Origin of the sequence: Pseudomonas sp. WS 5410 (genome assembly GCF_012985645.1) — a bacterium.
GTDB classification, from domain to species: Bacteria; Pseudomonadota; Gammaproteobacteria; order Pseudomonadales; family Pseudomonadaceae; genus Aquipseudomonas; species Aquipseudomonas shahriarae.
In genome coordinates this window covers 43,418-64,556 of sequence record NZ_JAAQWS010000002.1, presented here as the reverse complement: position 1 = coordinate 64,556, position 21,139 = coordinate 43,418, and the positions used below count along the sequence as shown (strand labels likewise).

The window sequence follows — 21,139 nt, the reverse complement described above, 5'->3', positions numbered from 1 at the left end:
GTTAGCGCTTGTACGCCTTCACTTCGGCTTCACGCAGGCGCGGGGCCAGCTTGTCGAGCACGCCGTTGACGAACTTGTGACCGTCGGTCGAACCGTAGACTTTCGCCAGTTCGATACCTTCGTTGATCACTACGCGGTACGGCACGTCAACGCGCTTGAGCAGTTCCCAGGTGGACAGGCGCATCACGCACAGTTCAACCGGGTCCAGCTCTTCGAGGGTCAGGTCCAGGCAAGGTGCCAGGGCCGTGTCGATCTCGGTCAGGTTGGCATGCACGCCGTGCAGGATGTCGTGGAAGTACGGCAGGTCGGCGAAGGTAAAATCGTTGTCGACGCGAAACTGTGCTTCGATTTCGTTCAACGAAGTACCCGCCATCTGACGCTGATACAGCGCCTGGGTCGCCAACTGACGGGCAGCACGGCGCTTTTCGTTCTTCGATGGCTTGCCGGCGTCTGCAGGACGGGGGTCGCGCGGGTTGAAACGATCGCTCTCGTCGGAAATCACTTGGCCTCCAACTGCGACAGCAGGCTGACCATTTCCAGGGCAGACAGGGCAGCTTCAGCGCCTTTGTTACCGGCCTTGGTGCCGGAGCGCTCGATGGCTTGCTCGATGGAATCAACAGTCAGTACGCCGAAGGCCACTGGCACGCCGAACTCCATGGACACCTGGGCCAGGCCCTTGGTGCACTCGCCAGCCACGTATTCGAAGTGCGGGGTGCCGCCACGAATGACCGCGCCCAGGGCGATGATTGCTGCGTATTCGCCTTGTTGGGCAACTTTCTGCGCAACCAGTGGAATTTCGAAGGCGCCAGGGGCACGGATAATCGTGATATCGCTTTCGCTCACACCGTGGCGAACCAGGGCGTCCACGGCACCGCTTACCAGGCTTTCAACCACGAAGCTGTTGAAGCGGCCAACCACCAGGGCGTAGCGGCCTTTGGGGGCGATGAAGGTACCTTCGATGGTCTTCAGGGTCATTCGACAAATCTCTTAAAGAGCCGGGACGCGTATATGACGCGCCCCTTAGTGATATTTGAACCGCGAACAAGGAGCGATAATCGCCGGCCTTTATTCGGAGGGCACGTATTCTACTACTTCCAGGTCGAAACCGGATATCGCATTAAATTTCATGGGCGCGCTCATCAGGCGCATTTTACGCACGCCCAGGTCACGCAGGATCTGCGAGCCGGCGCCGACGATGCTGTAGGTGGTCGGTTTTTTCACCGGCACCTGGTCAGCGCTTTCGCGGATATGCGCCAGCAGCACATCGCCATCCACCGGATTGCCCAGCAACAGCACGACACCGCTGCCCGCCGCGGAAACCGCAGCCATGGCGGCTCGCAGGCTCCACCGGCCCGGCTGCTTGACCATCAACAGGTCGCGCAACGGGTCCATGTTGTGCACCCGCACCAGGGTCGGCTCTTCGGCGCAGATGTTGCCCAGGGTCAGGGCCATATGCACGTCGCCTTCCACCGAATCACGGTAGGTCACCAGGTTGAAATGCCCCAGTTCGCTGTCCAGCGGCTGCTCGGCAATCCGCTGAACGGTACGTTCGTGGATCATCCGGTAGTGAATCAGGTCGGCGATGGTGCCGATCTTGATGTTGTGTTCGGCGGCAAAGGCTTCCAGTTCAGCGCGACGGGCCATGGTGCCGTCGTCGTTCATCACTTCGCAGATCACCCCGCTCGGCTCGAACCCGGCCATGCGCGCCAGGTCGCAGGCGGCTTCGGTGTGGCCGGCACGGGCCAGGGTGCCACCCGGCTGGGCCATCAGCGGGAAGATATGACCAGGGCTGACAATGTCTTCGGCCTTGGCATCTTTCGCGGCAGCGGCCTGCACGGTGCGGGCGCGGTCAGCGGCAGAGATGCCGGTGGTCACGCCGGTGGTCGCTTCAATCGAAACGGTGAACTTGGTGCCAAACCCCGAGCCATTGCGCGGAGACATCAGCGGCAGCTTGAGCAGTTCGCAGCGCTCGCGGCTCATGGGCATGCAGATCAGGCCACGGGCGTGCTTGGCCATGAAGTTGATGTGCTCAGGTTGGCACAACTCGGCGGCCATGATCAGGTCGCCTTCGTTCTCGCGGTCTTCGTCATCCATCAGGATGACCATCTTGCCTTGGCGGATATCGTCAACCAGTTCTTCGATGCTATTGAGCGCCACGCGGCACCCCCTTGGTCAGGATTTCAGGTAGCCGTTAGCGGCCAGAAAACTTTCGGTGATGTTACCGGCTGCAGGCTCTGCGGCCTTTTCGCCCAGCAGCAGGCGCTCCAGGTAACGGGCAAGCAAGTCCACTTCCAGGTTCACCCGGCGACCCGGCTGGTACGAGGCCATGATGGTTTCGCTTAGGGTGTGGGGAATGATGGTCAGTTCGAATTCGGCGCCATTTACGGCGTTCACGGTCAGGCTGGTGCCATCGACGGTGATCGAGCCTTTGTGGGCGATGTACTTGGCCAGTTCTTTCGGCGCACGGATGCGGAATTCCACGGCCCGCGCGTTTTCGCTGCGTGCCACCACTTCGCCGACGCCGTCGACATGGCCACTGACCAGGTGGCCGCCCAGACGGGTGGTCGGGGTCAGGGCTTTCTCCAGGTTGACCGGGCTGCCGGCCTTGAGGTCATTCATCGCGGTGCAGTCCAGGGTTTCCCGGCTGACATCGGCGGCAAAGCCATTGCCCGGCAGTTCGACGACCGTCAGGCATACGCCGCTGACGGCGATGCTGTCGCCCAGCTTGACGTCGCCGAGGTCCAGCTTGCCGGTTTCAACCAGCAGGCGCACGTCGCCACCTTTGGGGGTCATGGCGCGGATGCTGCCGATGGATTCGATAATGCCGGTGAACATGGCCTTCTCCTGGAAAACAGTGCGGGCGCCGGGGCGACCGGTCGCAATTATACGCTCGCTGGGGGGAGCGGAATGGCAGTGACTCGCCAGTCGTCGCCTACAGCGCGCATTTCAATGATCTTGAGTTGGGGGGCGTCGACCAGTTTCTCAAGCGGCCAGTCCAGCAAGGGGCGGGCAGCGGAACCGAGGAATTTACCGGCAACGAAAATCACGTACTCGTCCACCAGGCCTTGCTGGGCAAACGCGCCGGCCAGGCTTGGCCCGGCTTCCACCAGCACCTCGTTGACGCCACGGGCCGCCAGTGCCACCAGCGCCGAGCGCAGGTCGACCTGGCCGTCGACACCCGGCACCACCAGGCATTCGGGGCCACGGGGGAACTGGTTTTCCGCAGTCACACAGGTGATGACCAGGGCCGGCCCGGCCTTGAAGAACGGCGCGTTGAGCGGCACCCGCAGGCGGCCGTCGATCAGCACGCGCAACGGTGGGCGCGACATGGCCAGGGCGGTGGTTTGCGGATCCAGGCCCAGTTCGGCGGCACGCACGGTCAGGCGCGCGCCATCGGCCAGCACAGTATCGGCGCCGGTCAGCACCACACTGGCCTCGGCCCGCAGGCGCTGCACGGCGGCGCGGGCGGCGGGGCCGGTGATCCACTGGCTCTCGCCACTGGCCATCGCGGTGCGCCCGTCCAGGCTCATCGCCAGCTTGACCCGCACAAACGGCAGGCCATGCTCCATGCGCTTGAGGAAGCCGGGGTTCAGGGCGCGTGCCTGGCTTTCCAGTACGCCGCTGAGCACCTCGATGCCGGCCTGGGCCAGACGCTGCATGCCACGCCCTGCCACTTCCGGATTCGGATCCTGCATACCCGCGACCACCCGTGCCACGCCGGCGGTCACCAGCGCATCGGCGCAGGGCGGCGTGTGGCCATAATGGCTGCACGGCTCGAGCGTCACATATACCGTGGCGCCACGGGCTTTATCGCCTGCGGCGCGCAAGGCGTTGGGCTCGGCATGGGGTTCGCCGGTGCGTTCATGCCAGCCTTCACCGACAATCTGCCCGTCGCGCACAATCACGCAGCCGACCCGAGGGTTGGGATGGGTGGTGTACAGGCCCTTGCGCGCCAGTTCGAGGGCACGGGCCATGTAATGGGCGTCGAGCACGGCCTGTTCTGCAGAAGGAGGGTTCATTCTTTGACCGGCTCACGGGCCAGGCGGTCGATCTCTTCACGGAACTCATTGAGATCCTGGAAGCGTCGATACACCGAGGCGAAACGAATGTAGGCAACTTCGTCGAGCTTTTGCAGCTCGCCCATTACCAGTTCTCCAACCACCAGGCTCTTGACCTCGCGCTCACCGGTCGCCCGCAGCTTGTGCTTGATATGCGCCAGCGCCGCTTCCAGCCGCTCGACACTGACCGGGCGTTTTTCCAGGGCGCGCTGCATACCGGCGCGCAGTTTATCTTCGTCGAAGGGCTGGCGGCTGCCGTCGGACTTGATCAGACGGGGCAGTACCAGTTCGGCGGTTTCAAAGGTGGTGAAACGCTCACCGCAGGCCAGGCATTCGCGCCGGCGACGCACTTGGTCGCCCTCGGCGACCAGACGCGAGTCGATGACCTTGGTGTCGTTGGCACCGCAGAAGGGACAGTGCATGGTGGCAGGCAACAAAAAAAGGGAGGGCCATGGTAGCGCATCCCCGTGGCAAGACAAGCCATAGCCTTTACGGTATATAGGCTGACTATTATGTTTCTTATGTTCAGTTCACGGATTTTTGCCCTTTTTGGAGCCGTACATGCCGTTACGACCGCTGGTTTTACTCACAATGTTCAGTTTTCTGGTCGCCTGCAGCAGCGAAGCGCCAAAACCAGCCGCCCCGCAACCCACGCCGCAGCAAGAGAAAAAAATCCCCGGCCAGGAACCGCTGGGGCCATTGCCGGCCTACCAGCGTGAAGTGAGCGGCACCCTCACGGGTGTGCCCGCCGGCGCTGAAGTGGAGCTGGCACTGCTGGTGATCGACGAGCGCAGCCGCCCGCAACAACTGCTGGCCAGCAGCGTGCTGATTGGCAACAACAAACCATTGGCCTTCCGCCTGCGCTTCAACCCGCAAGCGTTTCCCGCCGGCGCCCGCGTTGAACTGCGTGGCCGCGCCAGCCAGTCCGGGCAGTTGATCCTGCACCTGCCGGCGGTGCGTATCGAGCAAGCTATCACCCAGACCACCGGGCCCCTGCAACTCGTGCGCGCCCCATGACGCCACCGCTGCACCTGCAACGGGCCTTGAGCGAACTGATCGGCGACGCGCAACTGCTGCCCTGCCCGTTGCCCGGCACCGACCTGTCGTTGTGGCTGCTGGACGCCGACAACATGGACCGCGCCTTCAGCCCCGAGGAAACCCGGCGCATCCTGCATGAGCCGCCCTACTGGAGCTTCTGCTGGGCCAGCGGCCTGGCATTGGCCCGCTACCTGGCCGCCAACCCCGAGTGGGTGGCGGGCAAGCGCGTCCTGGATTTTGGCGCCGGCTCCGGCGTGGCGGGAATTGCCGCAGTGAAAGCCGGTGCCCTGGAAGTGGTGGCCTGTGACCTGGACCCACTGGCGCTCGGCGCCTGCCGTGCGAATGCTGAACTCAATGGCGTGACCTTGGGCTATTCGGCGGACTTCTTTGCCGAAGCCGATCGTTTCGACCTGATCCTGGTGGCCGACGTGCTGTACGACCGGGCGAACCTGCCGCTGCTGGATCAATTCCTCACCCGCGGGCGCGAAGCGCTGGTCGCCGACTCGCGGGTACGGGATTTCCAGCATGCGGATTATCAGCGGCTGGGCATCCTCGAGGCGCTGACCCTGCCGGACCTGGCGGAGCCTTGGGAGTTTCGCAGGGTGAGTCTGTACCATTCACGACGCTAGGCCTCTCAGTTACAAATTTTCAGCAATAGAGTGGCTAAGACAGCGCCCGGCAGGACATGGAAAATAGCGTTCTCCCGCACGCGGCCTGGACGATCGACCTGCATGCATTTCCCCGTTTTTTCGCCGCTCAGCGCCCCTCCAAGGGCGTTGCAAAAACCTGGGCAGTTGCATAATCTGCTTGGCAATACACCCGCCATGCCTCTGGTTGCGCCAGCAACCAAGCACAAATTGTGCGGGTTTTTTATGCCTGCTGGTTTTCCAGCATGAGGGCGTTCGACAAACCAGCCCTTGATGTCCCGGCCCAGTTGGAGCTGCTCAAGTCTCGGGGCTTGATCATTGAAGATGAAACAGGCGCCCGGCGCTTCCTGCAATCGGTCAGTTTCTTTCGATTAAGCCCCTATATGCGGCCTTTCCAACAGTCGGAAGATATCGACCACCACTTCCATGCCGGCACCCATTTTCACCAGTTGGCACGACTCTACGATTTTGACCGTCGCCTGCGCCTATTGACCATGGATGCCATTGAGCGGGTCGAGATCGCCTCCCGTGCAGTCATCAGTAATCACATGGGCCCCACCTACGGCAGCCATTGGTACATCGACAGCCAGGCTTTTCACCCGACATTTGACCACCAGCGCCTGCTTGCAACGCTACACACCAGACAGTCTGTGGCGACCCGTGACTATGAACGCGAATGTTTGCGCGTCGACCGACTACACACAGACGACAATCGAAAAGACCATCTCAAGCGTCAAAGAGCCAAAGAAAGCTACGCGCGCCACTATCCAAATACCTATGACCACCCCTCTCTCATGCCGGGTTGGGCCATGCTGGAAGAGTTGACGCTGGGCGACCTCTCCCATCTCTACAAGGGCCTGGCCAAGGACGCGGATAAAAAAGCCGTTGCCAGGCGACTGGGGCTCCCCGCGCCACTGCTGCAGTCCTGGCTTCACACCTTGACCACTGTGCGAAACATGTGCGCCCATCACTCAAGAATGTGGAATCGGCAACTGGGTATTCGTCCTGAATTACCCAGGAAAGCCAACTTCCCGTGGCCAAACCATCTGCTCCAGCCAGGGCCCCATACCCGCATTTTTTCGACACTTTGCATGCTTAACCATTTGATGCATCAGATAAGCCCCCACACTCACTGGGACCAGCACCTTTATCACCTGATCAGCGACTTCCCCCACCTCAACCTAAAAGCGATGGGGTTCCCTCGTGACTGGTATCAGGACCCTTTTTGGCACGTATCTCGTGCTTGATCCTTGCGCTGCTTCCGATAGAGCCCGCCAGTCTTTATAGTTGCCCCATCCCACGCGTCATTGAGAACCTCCATGAGTGAGCCCACGCCGTACATTTTCGATGTCACCACCGCCACCTTCGATCAGGCTGTCATCGAAAATTCGTTCCACAAACCCGTGCTGGTGGATTTCTGGGCCGAGTGGTGTGCGCCGTGCAAGGCGTTGATGCCGCTGCTGGCGCAGATTGCCGAGAGTTATCAGGGCGAGTTGCTGCTGGCCAAGGTCGATTGCGAAGCCGAGCAGGATGTTGTCGCGCGCTTTGGCATTCGCAGCCTGCCGACCGTGGTGCTGTTCAAGGACGGCCAGCCGGTGGATGGGTTTGCCGGGGCGAAGCCGGAGTCTGAGATTCGCGCGCTGCTGGAGCCCCATGTGCAGATGCCGCCACCGGCTGAGGCGGACCCGCTGGAACAGGCCCAGGCGCTGTTTGCCGAAGGCCGCATCAGTGAGGCCGAGGCGGTGCTGGTGGCCTTGCTCGGTGAAGACAACACCAACGCCGCCGCGCTGATCCTCTACGCCCGCTGCCTGGCCGAACGCGGTGAACTGGGCGAGGCGCAGGCCGTGCTGGATGCGGTCAAGAGCGATGCTCACAAGGCCGCCCTCGCCGGCGCCAAGGCGCAGATCACGTTCCTGCGCCAGGCTGCCGACCTGCCGGATACCGCTGACCTCAAGGCCCGCCTGGCGCAAAACCCGCAGGACGATGAAGCGGCGTATCAACTGGCCGTGCAGCAATTGGCTCGCCAGCAATACGACGCGGCGCTGGAAGGCTTGCTCAAGTTGTTTATCCGCAACCGCAGCTACAACGAAGGCCTGCCGCACAAGACGCTGCTGCAAGTGTTCGAGTTGCTGGGCAACGACCACCCGCTGGTCACGGTGTATCGCCGCAAGTTGTTCGCCGCGCTGTACTAATCAGCGATCCAACTGTACTGCGGCGTATCCCCGCCGCTGGACACCTTCACCTTGGCGCTATGGCGCAGGCGCACCAACAGGCGCTTGCCCGCCGGGGCGCTGCCGGCCAGCCCTTCGAGGCGATCCGACAACTCCAACCCGCTGAGTTGCCCGGCCTCACGCAGCAGGTCCTGGGCGGCCTGCCACAGGCTCTCGTCCTGGTTGACCGGCGCCGGGGCAGCCGGTACTTCGCCCGTCACCGGCGTGGCCGTCTGCAGGTGCATGCCCAGCCGCGCCCAATCGCTGTCGTCCAGTTCCAGGGTCAAATCCACAGGCAGCTCGCCGATGGTTCCACGAATTCGCATCATTGCTCGTCCTCCAGCACTTTTCTGACGAGCATGCTCCCATGTGCCTTGCGCAACGCCAAGCAGGCGGTCAAACTCTCGACTCTTTTGTTATAAGATCACATAACAAAATCTTCATTCACGCCCTGGAGTCTCGCTATGCGCCGCCTGTTGCTCGCTTTGCCGTTTGCCCTGTTGCCACTGGCCGCCCAGGCCGCTGACGAACATAACCACGATCATGACCATGAACATGGCAGCCTGGACGCCCACGAGCACGGTGTTGGCCGCCTGAACGCGGTGCTGGACGGCAAGGCGCTGGAACTGGAGCTGGAAAGCCCGGCGATGAATCTGGTGGGCTTCGAGCACCTGGCCACCACCGACGCCGACAAAGCCAAGCTCGCCGCCGCCCGCAAGCAGTTGGAACAACCACTAGTGCTGTTCAGCCTGCCCAAGGCCGCCGGTTGCGTGGTCAGTAGCCAGGAGTTGGAAAGCCCGCTGTTTGGCGACAAGCCAGACGATGATCATGACCACGCCACTGATGGCAAAGGCGCGGCCGCCCATGACCATGACCATGACCATGACCATGATCACAGCGAAATCCACGCCCACTACCAGTTCACCTGCGCCAGCCCCGCGGCGCTGAAAAACCTCGATCTGGCGAACATCTTCAAGACCTTCCCCGCCACCCAGAAAATTCAGGTACAACTGATCGGCCCGAGCGGCCAGCAGGGTGTTGAAGCGACGCCTCAGGCCGCGACCCTGAAATTCTGACTCCACACGGTTGATGTAGGAGCGGGCTTGCCTGCGATGCAGACGACGCGGTGGATCAGTGACACCGCGTCGATACCATCGCAGGCAAGCCCGCCTCCACAGTTGACCGCGCTCTGCAGGTGATACTGAGTTCCCATGACCCAAGCACTGATCGAACTGTCCGACCTGGGCTTTAACTGGCCCGGTCACCCCCAGTTGCTGGACATCCCGGCATTTCGCCTGGAGCCAGGGGAAACCCTGTTTCTCAAAGGCCCCAGCGGCAGTGGCAAAACCACCTTGCTCGGCCTGCTGGGTGGAGTGCAGATCCCCAATCGCGGCAGCATTCGCCTGCTGGGCCAGGAGTTGACCGACTTGTCGGCCGGCGCCCGCGATCGGTTTCGGGTCGACCACACCGGCTATATCTTCCAGCAGTTCAATCTGCTGCCGTTTCTCTCGGTCCGCGAGAACGTCGAACTGCCCTGCCATTTCTCCAAGCTACGCGCACAGCGGGCGATCCAGCGCCACGGCAGTGTCGACCAGGCCGCCGCTACCTTGCTCGCACACCTGGGCCTCAAGGACCCTGATTTGCTTGGACGACGCGCCGATGCGCTGTCGATCGGCCAGCAACAACGGGTGGCCGCCGCCCGGGCATTGATCGGCCAGCCGGAACTGGTGATCGCCGACGAACCGACCTCGGCCCTGGACCACGACGCCCGGGAAGCCTTTCTTCAATTGTTGTTCGCCGAATGCCGCGAAGCGGGCGCCAGCCTGTTGTTCGTCAGCCATGACCAGAGCCTGGCTTCGCTGTTTGACCGCAACCTGTCGTTGGCCGAGCTTAATCGCGCCGCCACGCCGCTCGAGGTTTGAGATGTATTTGTTCCGTCTAGCCATGGCCAGCCTGGCAAACCGCCGCTTTACCGCGATCCTGACGGCATTCGCCATCGCCCTGTCGGTGTGCCTGCTGTTGGCGGTAGAGCGTGTGCGTACCGAGGCCCGCGCCAGCTTTGCCAGCACCATCAGCGGCACCGACCTGATCGTCGGCGCCCGCTCCGGCTCGGTCAACCTGCTGCTGTATTCGGTGTTTCGCATTGGCAACGCGACTAACAACATCCGCTGGGACAGCTTCGAGCACTTTGCCGCCAGCCCGCAGGTGAAATGGGCGATCCCCATGTCCCTGGGCGACTCCCATCGCGGTTACCGGGTGATGGGCACCACCCAAGCCTACTTCGAACACTACCAGTACGGCCGCAAACAGAACCTGCAACTGGCCAGTGGCCGCGCGTTTGATACCGACCCGTTTGAAGTGGTGCTCGGCGCCGAAGTGGCCGACGCCCTGCATTACAAGCTCGGCGACAAGCTGGTACTGGCCCACGGCGTGGCAGTGGTCAGCCTGGTCAAGCACGATGACAAACCCTTCACCGTGGTCGGTATCCTGCAACGCACCGGCACCCCGGTGGACCGCACGCTGCACATTAGCCTGGGCGGCATGGAAGCGATCCATATCGACTGGCACAACGGCGTGCCCGCCCAGGGCAAAGGCCGGATCAGTGCCGACCAGGCGCGCAATATGGACCTCACGCCGCAAGCCATTACCGCGTTTATGCTGGGTTTGAATAACAAGATCTCGACCTTTGCCCTGCAACGGCAGATCAACGAATTTCGCGGCGAGCCGATGCTGGCGATCCTCCCCGGCGTGGCCTTGCAAGAGTTGTGGAGCATGATGGGCACCGCAGAAAAGGCGCTGTTCGTGATCTCGCTGTTTGTGGTGCTGACCGGATTGATCGGCATGCTCACCGCGATCCTCACCAGCCTCAATGAGCGCCGCCGGGAAATGGCGATCCTGCGCTCGGTGGGCGCACGACCGTGGCACATTGCGAGCCTGCTGATTTTCGAGGCCTTCGCCCTGGCGCTGGCCGGAGTGGTCGCGGGGGTTGGCCTGCTGTATGTGTGCATCGCCGCGTCCCGTGGCTATTTGCAGGCCAATTACGGCCTGGATCTGCCGCTCGCGCTGCCCAGCCCGTATGAATGGACGCTGCTCGCCGGTATTCTGGTCGCCGCCCTGCTGATGGGCAGCGTGCCGGCCTGGCGCGCCTATCGCCAATCGTTGGCCGATGGTCTGTCGATCCGTTTATAAGGAAGGCTTTGATGCGCCGTGCCCTGCTTGCGCTGTTACTGATGGTGGCCCTGCCCGCCTGGGCCGAGGCGCCCCGAGACTTGTCATGGCAAGAAATGATTCCGCCGGATGCCCCGGTGGAAGTGCCGAACATGACACCGCTGCACAACCTGTCGAACATGGCCGACGCCCTGGCGGCGGAAGCTGCGCCAGCGGCCAAACAGGATTTGCCCAACGCGCCGGTGGTAGCCACCCTCAACGGCCAGCATATCCGCCTGCCGGGCTACATCGTGCCGCTGGAGGTCAGCGAGGAAGGCCGCACCACTGAGTTTCTGCTGGTGCCGTACTTCGGCGCCTGCATCCACGTGCCGCCCCCGCCGTCGAACCAGATCGTGCATGTGCGCAGTGAGATCGGCGTGAAGCTGGAAGAGTTGTACCAGCCGTACTGGATCGAAGGCCAGATGCAGGTCAAGCCGTCTACCAGCGAACTGGCGGATGCTGGCTATCAGATGGACGCCGAGAAGATCTACATCTACGAGTTGCCGAACTAAACCCCGCCCTCAATAGCACCGCTATTGCAATGTGGGCGCGGTGTATTTGGCTGATCGCCGTTTCATTGAGCTGAGTCAAAGGCCCGGCCGCAACGATCTTTACCATTGGACACAGCCAACTAAAAACGTCCTTTGGAGCCACTCATGCACAAGTCACTGCTCAGCGCTTCCCTCTTCGCGCTTGCACTCGCCGCCCCTATCGCCCACGCCCACGAGGCTGGCGACATCCTCGTTCGCGCCGGTGCTATCACCGTTAACCCAAAGGCCGACAGCGGCAGCGTCAAGGTTGACCAGGGCCCATTGGCCGGCACCAACCTGGGTGGCAAGGCGACCATGAGCAGCGACACGCAGTTGGGTCTGAACTTCGCCTACATGGTGACCAACCACGTCGGTATCGAGCTGCTGGCCGCCACCCCGTTCGAGCACGATGTGAAGATCAAGAACACCGGCCTCGACGCTGCCAACGGCAAGCTCGGTACCCTCAAGCACCTGCCACCAACCCTGAGCGTGGTGTACTACCCGCTGGACAGCAAGTCGGCGTTCCAGCCTTACGTCGGTGCCGGTATCAACTACACCTGGATCTATGACGAACACGTTGGCAGCAGCGCCCAGGGCCAAGGTTTCAACAACTTCAAGGCCGAGAACTCCTGGGGTTGGGCCGCGCAGGTCGGCATGGACTACATGATCAACGACAAGTGGATGATCAACGGTCAGGTGCGCTATATCGACATCAGCACCAAGGCCACCGTAGAGAACAGTGCTCTGCCAGCGGGTACCCGCGCCAAGGTCAATGTGGACGTGGATCCGATGGTCTACATGGTCGGTATCGGCTACAAGTTCTAACCCGACGTAACAAACGCCACACAACAATGTGGGAGCAGGCTTGTATGGGAGCTGGCTTGCCTGCGACAGCATCACCTCAGTGTCTTTGATAGACCGAGGTGTCTGCATCGCAGGCAAGCCAGTTCCTACATAAGCCGGGCTCCCACATTTTTTTGTGTTCAGTCAGCTAGTGATGCCGGTAGAAGCGATCGAGCAACGCCGGCAGTCCCGCACGCCACGCCCGTGGCTTGATGCCGAATGTATGCAGGATCTTCTTGCAGGCCAGCACCGCATGTTGCGGTTCGTCGGCGGCATCCGGCCGCGCGGCATGGGCTTGGGCCGTCGGCGCTTCGACCGCCAGCGCATGGAAGTTACGCGCTTCGCTGAGGATCGCCTGGCCGAGGGCCACAGGCGTGGTCGCTTCTTGCCCCGCATAGTGGTAGGTGCCCCACAACGGTGCCGCACAATCGAGTTGCTTGAGCACCGAGATGATCACCCGTGCCGCATCGTCCACCGGTGTCGGGTTACCCCGTCGATCGTCGGCCAGCAACAACTCCTCGGTTTTCTCGGCACGCGCCAGAAAACGTCCCAGCGTGCCGTCGACGCTGTCATCGAGCAACCAGCCAAAACGCAGCAGCACATGCTGCGGGCAGGTAGCGCGCACACTCTGTTCAATGCGCCATAGCGCCTGGCCACGCAGGCCCAGGGGCACCGGCTCGTCTTTTTCGCTGTAGGCGGTGGCGCGCGAGCCATCAAACACCCGGTAGCTGGAAGGTTGCAGCAGCGTGATGCTGTGGTGCTGGCACAATTCCGCCAGGCGCTCGACGGCGGATTCCTGCCCGGCCAGGCGAACCTCGTTCACGCTCTCGGCCTGGAACCAGTCGAAATAATAGGCGAGGTTGATCAAGGCATCGGGACGGGTGTCGTCGAGCAACTGGGTAAGGCTGGCGGCATCCCAGCCGTCTTGGGGCGGGCGCGGGGCGAGGAAACCGATATCTTCCTCCGCACCGAGGCGAATCAGCGCTTGCCCGAGAGCATTCCCGCCGCCCAGTAACATAAGGCGCATTCGCATAGATTGAGCAGGCCCGGTCTGTTTGGAACGATGGCTAGTATCGACAGGCGGTGATGCCATGCCGTAGGTGTTTACCAGAATCGTTGCATTTTGCGGGTTTGTAGCGCAACCGTCACTTACTAAGTGGCTTTGGGCAGCGCGCCCTCCTCCTCAATCTGCGCCACACGCTGCGGCAAAAGCACCGGCTGTGGATAAGTTTGCGCGAAGTGTACCGCGGGGCAGTTATCCACAAGCTTTTTCAGACGCTGATTGAAAGCGCGACTGACCGCGTACTGCCCACCGGACACCGTACGGAACTGCGCCGTCAGGACCACGCCATTGAGGTCCATCTTATCGACCCCAAACACTTCCAGCGGGCCTTGCAGGTTGTACTTGAGGAACACATCGTCGCGAATCGACTGCCCGGCTTCGCGGATCAGTTCCACGGCCTCGTCCACGTCGGTGTCATAGGTGAACTGCACCGAGAAGAACGCATAGGCAAATTGCCGCGACTGGTTGGTGACCGCCTTGATCTGGCCAAACGGCACCGAATGCACAAAGCCCTTGCCGTCGCGCAGGCGCAGGGTGCGGATGGTCAGGCCCTCCACCGTACCGGCGTGGCCGGAGTCGAGCACTACCCAGTCGCCGATGGACAAGGTGTCTTCGATGATGATGAACAACCCGGTGATCACATCCTGCACCAGTTGCTGGGAGCCAAAACCGATGGCCAGCCCGACCACTCCGGCACCGGCCAGCAGGGGCGCGACGTTGATCCCCAGGTTGGCCATGGTGGTGATGGCGCAAATCACCACCAGGATGATCTTCACCGCATTGCGCAACAGCGGCAGGATGGTCTTGACCCGCGTGCTCGGTTGGCGGCTGGAGCGTTTGCTGGCTGGTGGCTTCAGTGCTTCCTGGATAGCGGTGTCGAGCACCACCCAGAACAACCAGGTCATCAACAGGATCAGGCCGATGCTGCTCAGGGAGTCGCTGATCGCCCGGCCCACGGCGTTGCGTTGAGCAAACTCGAACAGCGACACGCCCCAGATGCGCCCGAGGATCTCGATAAACGCGATGGCCATCACCATGCGCAACAGTGCGTGCAGCAAGCTGAGGAAGCGTTCCTTGTAGGCACTGCTGCGCTGGATCGTCGTCGCGCTGCGGGACTTAAACAAATGCTGCAACACGGTGCTGAGAAACACTGTGCCAATCAGCAAAACAGTGGTGAACAGTGCGCAACGCAGGGCTTTCTGGCTGTCTTCACCGGCGCCGATCAGGTTGATCGCCGAGACCAGCACCATCAGCAGGATCGGCCAGAACCACAACCCGGAAAAAATCCGCAGCGACTCCTGCAACGCCGGCTGCTTCAAACGCTGGGCCAACGGCCGATTGCGGATCAGGTGCGCCACGGGCCGGCGGAGACGCACCACCATCAGGCCAAAAATCACCGACGCCACCAAACCGGTAAACACCGCGATGCTGCTGGTGATATTGCCGCCCAACTGGCGGGCGATCTGCGGGCTGGTCAGGGCATCGCTGAGGGCGGCCAGGAAGCCGATCAGAAACAGTGGCGCGGGGCAGTACTGACGAATTATGCGTACCGCTGGGCGCTTGTGTCCGACGTTGAACATGACGATTACGCACAGCAAAACGGAAGTGGAGAAAATACCGCTACTGGTGGCGTAGGCAAAACACAGCGCCAGCGCGCGGCCCACGGAAGCTTGCAGGAAATGACTAAAGTACAGAGTCAGCGGCAGACAGATCAGCGCCGGAACCGTGTAGGGAATCACATAGCCCAATAACGCCTGGAGGCGCTGACGCGGCTGGATAAAGCGCTGTCGACTCAAGCGGGCGACCAACCAGCGTCCTGCCAGGGTCAGAAGGGCGAAGGCGCCGATCCACACGCCGGACAACATCAGGAAGTCCCCGGCCACGCTCCACGGCGAGCGTTCCGACGTCTGGTCGACCAGACGCCCTACCTCAGCGGCGGCCCGATCGGCCCGCAGGCGCCAGGCAGCCACCAGGTTCTGGTTGAGGTCGAGCTTTTCCTGGACGTCATCAATGCTGGAACTGATCGCCCCCAACAGGCCGCCCTCGACCAGCAGTTCCGGCTTGGCCGGTGCTTGCGGCTCGGGGGCGGGGTCGGCGGCCAATAGCGCGCCATTGCCACCCATCAGCAGCGCGCCGAGTAGCAGTGCAGTCTTAAAATTCAGCAAAACTCCGGGCTCCTTTCAGAAGGGTCTGTAAGGAACTGACGGATATATGCCGGGCAAGTTCGGTTTGGCTTGTAACCAATCCTGCGCAGTGGGCCATGAAAATCCTGCGCAGCGCCGTTCACGCCATGGATGTGCCGTTTGTAGGACCGTCGAAACTTTCCTTCGAACACCACAGTCAGCCATTAACGAACGGAGGCCACTGCCTCGCCAACCCACGGGAGCCACCATGGCTGTGATTCCAGAATGGGTGCCTGTCACGCCCAGCGCTGCCATCACCCGCTTCAAGGTGCTGACGGTCAATACTCATAAGGGCTTCACTGCCCTCAATCGACGCTTCATCCTGCCGGAATTGCGCGAGGCGGTGCGCGGCGTGGCTGCCGATGTGGTGTTCCTGCAGGAGGTGCATGGCACCCATGAGCACCACCCGCGGCGCTACAGCAACTGGCCAAGCATGCCGCAGTACGAGTTTCTCGCCGACAGTATCTGGCCGCAGTTCGCCTACGGGCGCAACGCGGTGTACCCCCATGGCGACCACGGCAATGCATTGCTGTCGAAATTCCAGATCATTCGCTATGACAACCTCGACATCTCCCAGAGCGGTCACGAAAGCCGCGGGCTGTTGCATTGTGTGTTGCGCCTGCCCGGCACCGGCCGGGAGGTGCATGCCATTTGCGTACACCTGGGGCTGCGCGAGGTTCACCGCCAACAGCAGCTGAAACTGCTGGCGCAGCGGGTCGCCGAGATCCCCGGCGAAGCACCGTTGATCGTCGCCGGCGACTTCAATGACTGGCGCCAGCAGGCCGACCTGAGCCACAGCGGCCTGCAAGAAGTGTTCGTGCAAGCCCACGGCAAACCGGCCCGTACGTTTCCGGCGCGCCTGCCACTGCTGGCACTGGACCGCATTTATGTGCGCAACCTCAAGGTCCATCAGCCGCAAGTGCTGACAACTCGCCCCTGGTCGCACTTGTCCGATCACGCGCCGCTGTCGGTGGAGATTGAGTTATGAACGGCGCCGTGGAACACATCGCCACCGATCAGCCACCAGATGACACCAGGGCCAGGGATCTGGACTACGCCTGGCAGCCCGGCAACCAGGTGGAGTTGCTGGAAAACGGTGAGGCGTACTTCCCCAAGGTGTTCGAGGCCCTGCGCCAGGCCCGCCAGGAAATCCTCCTGGAGACCTTTATTCTGTTCGAGGACAAGGTCGGTCATGAATTGCACGGGATTCTGATCGAGGCCGCACAGCGCGGGGTGAAGGTGGTGGTCAGCCTTGATGGCTTTGGCTGTGGCGAACTGAGCCCGGGGTTTCTCGGCGAATTGGCCCAGGCCGGGGTCACGGTGCAGATGTTTGACCCGGCGCCCAAGACCCTGGGGTTTCGCACCAACTGGTTTCGCCGCTTGCACCGCAAGATCGTGGTGGTAGATGCCACGGTGGGGTTTATCGGCGGGATCAATTTTTCCGCCGACCACCTGGCGGACTTCGGGCCCGAGGCCAAGCAGGATTATGCGGTGCAAGTGATCGGGCCGGCTGTGGCCGACCTGCATCATTTTGCCCTGGCACAAAGCGGGCGCCCGGTGCGTACGCGGCGTGGCTGGCGACGTCAGCAACGGCCTGCCTGGGCTACAGAGGAAGGTGATGGCCTGGTACGCCTGATCTACCGCGACAACCTGCAACACCGCTCCGATATCGAAGAAGCCTACCTGCACGCCCTGCGCCACGCCCGCCAGCGCGTGGTGATCGCCAATGCCTATTTCTTTCCCGGCTATCGTCTGCTGCGCGAACTGCGCAATGCCGCGCGGCGTGGGGTGCAGGTGCAACTGATCATGCAGGGCCAGCCCGATGTGCTGCTGGCCAAGCTGGCGGCTCGCATGCTCTACGACTACCTGCTCAAGGAAGGCGTGGTGATCCACGAATATTGCCAGCGCCCGTTGCACGGCAAGGTAGCCCTGGTGGACGAAGCCTGGAGCACCGTGGGCTCGAGCAACCTCGACCCGTTGAGCCTGTCGTTGAACCTGGAAGCCAACGTGCTGATTCATGACCGGGGGTTCAATCAACAGTTGTTCGAGCGCCTGGAAGACTTGAGCCGCAACCACTGCAAGACCATGCCGGAAAACCGTACCCCACGCGGCTGGTTATGGCGGGTGACCGTGGGGTTTGTGGTGTTCCATGTGCTGCGGCATTTCCCGGCCTGGACCGGCTGGTTGCCTGCCCATAAACCGCGCTTGAAACCCTTTGTCCATGACCGGAGCCAGGACCATGAGCCAAGCCCACACGGCTGATGCCAGCCCCCGCGGTTTCAAGCGCTGGAAGAAACCGCTGACCATCGCGTTCTTTCTGTTGCTGATCGTGCTCTTCACCATGCTCGCCCGGCGTATCGACTGGAGCGAGGTGTTCGACACCCTCGGCGACTTCAAGCTGCGCACCTTGTGGATGGCCGCCGGGCTGACTCTGTGCAGTTTCCTGGTGTATGCGTGCTTTGACCTGATCGGCCGCACCTACATCCGCCAACCCTTGCGCTGGAAGCAGATCCTGCCGGTGGGCATCATCAGCTATGCGTTCAACCTCAACCTCAGCGCCTGGGTCGGCGGGATTGCCATGCGCTATCGGCTGTATTCGCGGCTGGGGGTGAGCAACGGCAATATCGCCAAAATCCTCGGCTTGAGCCTGGCCACCAATTGGTTTGGCTATATGGCCCTGGCCGGCGTGGTGTTCAGCAGCGGCCTGGTGACGATGCCGCCGGGCTGGAAGCTCAGTAGTGGCGCGCTGCAAGGGGTTGGCGTGTTGCTGATCGTTGCGAGCCTCGGCTATCTGGCTGCGTGTCAGTTCTCGAAGAAGCGCGCCTGGTCGATTCGCGGGATCGAGATCAACCTGCCGTCGCTGCGCATGGCGTGTCTGCAACTGGCGCTCGGCGCGTTGAACTGGTCGCTGATGGCGGCCGTGATTTTCACCTTGCTGCCGGCGAAGCTGGACTACCCGCTGGTGCTGGGGGTGTTGCTGATCAGCGCGATCGCCGGGGTGCTGACGCATATTCCGGCCGGCCTTGGCGTGCTGGAAGCGGTGTTTATCGCGCTGCTGCAACATGAAGCGTCGCGGGGCAGCCTGCTCGCCGGATTGATTGCTTACCGGGCGATCTATTTTATTTTGCCACTGCTGGTAGCGCTGCTGATGTACCTCACGGTGGAGGCGAAGGCCAAGGCCTTGCGGGTGAAGAAAACACCCGCGTGAAACCCGTCATCAGGATTGGATGATGCTCAAGCGCTCGCCCACCACCATCTCGGTGATCCAGTCCACCAGGATCGAGGTGTAGACCTGCTGGGACACCGGGTCGCTCAAGGAGTGATCGCCACCGTCGATGATCCGGTGGGTCAGCGAATGGGTCTGCTGGCATGCAGCCCGGTAGCTCATGATGGTGGCGTGGGGCACGTGGTCATCGGTTTCCGATTCGACAATCAACACATCACCGGTAAACGCCGCACAGGCGTGCAATGCGCGATTGCTCTGGGCGTGTACCAGGGTGCTGCGGTAATCCATCAAGTCGACTTTATCCAGGTCGCGCTTGGGCGTGTGCCATTCCTGGTCGCGGTACAGCGCCGGTACCCGCAGCGCCAGCCAGCGCACCGGGCGCAATGACGTGAGGATCGCCGCCAGGTAGCCGCCATAACTGGTGCCCACCACCGCCACCGCCGAGGTGTCGATGGCCGGGTGCGCCAGCAGTCGATCATAGGCCGCCAGCAAGTCCCGCAGGTTGTCTTCGCGGGTGACCCTCGACAAGGGGATGCCGTTGCCCGCGTGCCCGCGCAGATCAAAGGTCAGGCACACGCAGCCTAGGCCGGCGATACCTTTGGCCCGTTCCAGGTCCCGTTCCTGGCTACCGCCCCAGCCATGCACAAACAACACACCCGGCACTTTTGATTTGGGGCTGAGGAAGGTCCCGCTCATCTGCTCGTCGTCGATATCAATGGTGATGGTTTCGCTTCTAGCCGTCATAAGGTTGGACCGTTACGTACTTGAGAAGAAAGTCGCCGTGCTCTGCCGGGCCGCGATAGATCTCGATCGCATGGGCGGGCAGTGGCTGGTCGATATAGGTTTCGACGGACGACACACGAATCGCGCGCAGGCCGGGATCATTGATAAAACTCTGCAGCGCCGCGACCTCGGCGCTACTGGCACCGCCCATGCGCCAGGACTGCTCCAGCACCCCGCTGCGGCGCGTGCCTTGGCTGTCCAGGCCCTGGGCGATATCGTAATTGCGCCGCGAGGCATAAAACCCAGGATAGGCTTCATCGGCGGCGTTATCGAACACTTGTGCCTGCTCGATGGCCAGGCGCACGTCATCGTCCAGCGCCAGGGCCAGCAACGCGTCGTAATACCCCGGTACCACCAGCAGGTTGGAGCCGCCATAGACCGCTTCGCCCTGCCCGTCTTGGGTCAGGTATTGCTCGCCGCAGTAACTGAATACACGACCGCCAATAAAGCTCTGGCCGACACTGTGGGTGACGACCTCCTGTAGATCCTGCTCCAGTACTACGCCTTGAGCGAACAGCTCTGGCATGGCCGGGCGGGCGAGGATCAGCTCCAATTGCTTGAGGCTTTCGATCACCTCCTGACCACGACCGGCACAGGCATGCACCGGCTTCAGGCGAATCGGCCCACTGTCCAGCAACTGTGTGGCGGCGATGCGGGCATCCTCCATGGCAAACACGCTCAAGCCATCGAGAACTACCCCGCGTACCCGCTCGGCAAACAGCGGCGACCAGCCCTCGGGGGCCACTGCATCAGGGGCGTGCAGGCCATGGGTGATGGCTTTGGTGCAGATAAAATCGTGGTCCACATAACCACCCCACAAGTCCTCCGGCCCCTTCACGCCCAGGCTCAGTGCCTGGGCCGCGCCTATCAGGGTCTGGGTTGGCAGCAGGTAAAGATCGGCGGGGGCATGCAGGTCGGCGCTGTAGCTGGCGCCGTAGTCGAGCCCGAGGATCTGCGCCAGCCAACGGGCCAGGGCGCGGTTGGTTTCCACTTCGTGCAACGGTGCATCGGGCCGGACCGAGTGCGCCACCACGGCTTTTTTGCGGTTGGTCGGGGTCATGCGTCCCCCTTGGGCAAGGCTTGCAGGTGTGTAGTGCAAGGGTTGCAGGGATCAGGCCAAGGCGCAGTCGGGGCAAAGGGTTGGCGGATCAAGTGGTTAGGGGGCAAGCAGTAGCATTTGGCCTGCATCATTCTGCACGACGGGCCGAGGAGGGTCCGGCGTTCTGCACGATCCAGGGCGCGGGGCGATTAAAAATATGGGCTTGTCCGCGATAGCGGTCTATCAGTGAGTACCGCTCTGACTGGTCCACCGCTATCGCGGGCAAGCCCTAATGCCAGTCAGCTAAGCGCA

The 21,139-nt window shown here is 62.1% G+C and carries 23 protein-coding genes; 12 read left to right on the top strand and 11 right to left on the bottom strand.

Translation table 11 applies throughout. The annotated features are described in order from the left end of the window. Position 1: 1 nt before the first annotated feature. The 6 genes from nusB to nrdR all read right to left on the bottom strand — a co-directional run bounded on the left by nusB (position 2) and on the right by nrdR (position 4,480). Positions 2-502 (bottom strand): transcription antitermination factor NusB, encoded by a 501-nt coding sequence (gene nusB, locus HBO24_RS03735; protein ID WP_057438970.1) that lies wholly within the window; start codon positions 500-502, stop codon positions 2-4. Continuing rightward, the gene (ribE, locus tag HBO24_RS03730) at positions 499-975 is read right to left on the bottom strand and encodes a 6,7-dimethyl-8-ribityllumazine synthase (RefSeq protein WP_003176356.1); all 477 of its coding nucleotides are present in this window, start codon (positions 973-975) and stop codon (positions 499-501) included. The genes nusB and ribE overlap by 4 nt, the downstream gene beginning before the upstream one ends. A gap of 90 nt (positions 976-1,065) precedes the next feature. Further along, a complete protein-coding gene (ribBA, locus tag HBO24_RS03725) occupies positions 1,066-2,157 on the bottom strand; it encodes a bifunctional 3,4-dihydroxy-2-butanone-4-phosphate synthase/GTP cyclohydrolase II (RefSeq protein ID WP_057438968.1) in 1,092 nt (363 codons plus the stop codon). Between the two features lie 15 nt (positions 2,158-2,172). Next, positions 2,173-2,835, bottom strand: coding sequence for a riboflavin synthase (locus HBO24_RS03720; protein ID WP_120734218.1), 663 nt, complete (start codon positions 2,833-2,835; stop codon positions 2,173-2,175). A gap of 47 nt (positions 2,836-2,882) precedes the next feature. After that, positions 2,883-4,019, bottom strand: coding sequence for a bifunctional diaminohydroxyphosphoribosylaminopyrimidine deaminase/5-amino-6-(5-phosphoribosylamino)uracil reductase RibD (gene ribD / locus HBO24_RS03715; RefSeq protein WP_057438966.1), 1,137 nt, complete (start codon positions 4,017-4,019; stop codon positions 2,883-2,885). Beyond that, positions 4,016-4,480, bottom strand: a complete 465-nt coding sequence (nrdR, locus tag HBO24_RS03710) for a transcriptional regulator NrdR (RefSeq protein ID WP_057439031.1) — start codon at positions 4,478-4,480, stop codon at positions 4,016-4,018. The genes ribD and nrdR overlap by 4 nt, the downstream gene beginning before the upstream one ends. Before the next feature lie 139 nt (positions 4,481-4,619). On the opposite strand from nrdR, the gene HBO24_RS03705 reads away from it, so the two are divergent. From HBO24_RS03705 to trxA, 4 genes are all read left to right on the top strand, one after another. Further along, complete coding sequence (locus tag HBO24_RS03705) at positions 4,620-5,075, top strand: YbaY family lipoprotein (protein WP_057438965.1); 456 nt, start codon at positions 4,620-4,622, stop codon at positions 5,073-5,075. After that, positions 5,072-5,725 carry a 50S ribosomal protein L11 methyltransferase gene (locus tag HBO24_RS03700; protein ID WP_057960747.1) on the top strand — a complete coding sequence of 218 codons (654 nt, stop codon included), beginning with the start codon at positions 5,072-5,074 and terminating at the stop codon, positions 5,723-5,725. The genes HBO24_RS03705 and HBO24_RS03700 overlap by 4 nt, the downstream gene beginning before the upstream one ends. Before the next feature lie 263 nt (positions 5,726-5,988). Next, complete coding sequence (locus HBO24_RS03695; protein WP_057960748.1) at positions 5,989-6,990, top strand: Abi family protein; 1,002 nt, start codon at positions 5,989-5,991, stop codon at positions 6,988-6,990. 72 nt (positions 6,991-7,062) lie between these two features. After that, positions 7,063-7,935 (top strand): thioredoxin, encoded by an 873-nt coding sequence (trxA, locus tag HBO24_RS03690; RefSeq protein ID WP_057960749.1) that lies wholly within the window; start codon positions 7,063-7,065, stop codon positions 7,933-7,935. On the opposite strand, the gene HBO24_RS03685 is transcribed toward trxA, so the two are convergent. Beyond that, entirely contained in the window at positions 7,932-8,282 is a 351-nt protein-coding gene (locus tag HBO24_RS03685; protein ID WP_115129107.1) for a hypothetical protein, read from the bottom strand. The genes trxA and HBO24_RS03685 overlap by 4 nt on opposite strands. 135 nt (positions 8,283-8,417) lie before the next feature. Here HBO24_RS03685 and HBO24_RS03680 point away from each other — a divergent pair, with 135 nt between their 5' ends. From HBO24_RS03680 to HBO24_RS03660, 5 genes are all read left to right on the top strand, one after another. Beyond that, on the top strand, positions 8,418-9,029 hold the full coding sequence (locus HBO24_RS03680; RefSeq protein ID WP_170059319.1) for a DUF2796 domain-containing protein: 612 nt from the start codon (positions 8,418-8,420) through the stop codon (positions 9,027-9,029). 135 nt (positions 9,030-9,164) lie between these two features. Next, entirely contained in the window at positions 9,165-9,875 is a 711-nt protein-coding gene (locus HBO24_RS03675; RefSeq protein WP_115129108.1) for an ABC transporter ATP-binding protein, read from the top strand. A 1-nt stretch (position 9,876) separates the two neighbouring features. Further along, a complete protein-coding gene (locus HBO24_RS03670) occupies positions 9,877-11,142 on the top strand; it encodes an ABC transporter permease (protein WP_057960753.1) in 1,266 nt (421 codons plus the stop codon). Positions 11,143-11,153: 11 nt separating this feature from the next. Beyond that, complete coding sequence (locus tag HBO24_RS03665) at positions 11,154-11,672, top strand: DUF3299 domain-containing protein (RefSeq protein ID WP_057438962.1); 519 nt, start codon at positions 11,154-11,156, stop codon at positions 11,670-11,672. Positions 11,673-11,816: 144 nt separating this feature from the next. After that, on the top strand, positions 11,817-12,515 hold the full coding sequence (locus HBO24_RS03660; RefSeq protein WP_115129109.1) for an OmpW family outer membrane protein: 699 nt from the start codon (positions 11,817-11,819) through the stop codon (positions 12,513-12,515). A gap of 166 nt (positions 12,516-12,681) precedes the next feature. Here the strand turns inward: HBO24_RS03660 and HBO24_RS03655 are convergent, their stop codons facing one another. Then, positions 12,682-13,566 (bottom strand): sugar nucleotide-binding protein, encoded by an 885-nt coding sequence (locus tag HBO24_RS03655; protein WP_081044312.1) that lies wholly within the window; start codon positions 13,564-13,566, stop codon positions 12,682-12,684. Positions 13,567-13,685: 119 nt separating this feature from the next. After that, the gene (locus HBO24_RS03650; RefSeq protein ID WP_170059318.1) at positions 13,686-15,761 is read right to left on the bottom strand and encodes a mechanosensitive ion channel domain-containing protein; all 2,076 of its coding nucleotides are present in this window, start codon (positions 15,759-15,761) and stop codon (positions 13,686-13,688) included. Between the two features lie 226 nt (positions 15,762-15,987). On the opposite strand from HBO24_RS03650, the gene HBO24_RS03645 reads away from it, so the two are divergent. From HBO24_RS03645 to HBO24_RS03635, 3 genes are read left to right on the top strand one after another with little or no spacing between them, the layout of a single operon-like run. Beyond that, on the top strand, positions 15,988-16,767 hold the full coding sequence (locus HBO24_RS03645; protein WP_057438959.1) for an endonuclease/exonuclease/phosphatase family protein: 780 nt from the start codon (positions 15,988-15,990) through the stop codon (positions 16,765-16,767). Continuing rightward, on the top strand, positions 16,764-18,041 hold the full coding sequence (clsB, locus tag HBO24_RS03640; RefSeq protein ID WP_057438958.1) for a cardiolipin synthase ClsB: 1,278 nt from the start codon (positions 16,764-16,766) through the stop codon (positions 18,039-18,041). The genes HBO24_RS03645 and clsB overlap by 4 nt, the downstream gene beginning before the upstream one ends. Further along, entirely contained in the window at positions 18,019-18,987 is a 969-nt protein-coding gene (locus HBO24_RS03635; RefSeq protein WP_170059317.1) for a lysylphosphatidylglycerol synthase domain-containing protein, read from the top strand. The genes clsB and HBO24_RS03635 overlap by 23 nt, the downstream gene beginning before the upstream one ends. Positions 18,988-18,996: 9 nt before the next feature. On the opposite strand, the gene HBO24_RS03630 is transcribed toward HBO24_RS03635, so the two are convergent. Further along, a complete protein-coding gene (locus HBO24_RS03630) occupies positions 18,997-19,749 on the bottom strand; it encodes an alpha/beta fold hydrolase (RefSeq protein ID WP_057438956.1) in 753 nt (250 codons plus the stop codon). Continuing rightward, positions 19,739-20,848 carry a DUF3182 family protein gene (locus HBO24_RS03625; RefSeq protein ID WP_057438955.1) on the bottom strand — a complete coding sequence of 370 codons (1,110 nt, stop codon included), beginning with the start codon at positions 20,846-20,848 and terminating at the stop codon, positions 19,739-19,741. The genes HBO24_RS03630 and HBO24_RS03625 overlap by 11 nt, the downstream gene beginning before the upstream one ends. Between the last annotated feature and the right edge of the window lie 291 nt (positions 20,849-21,139).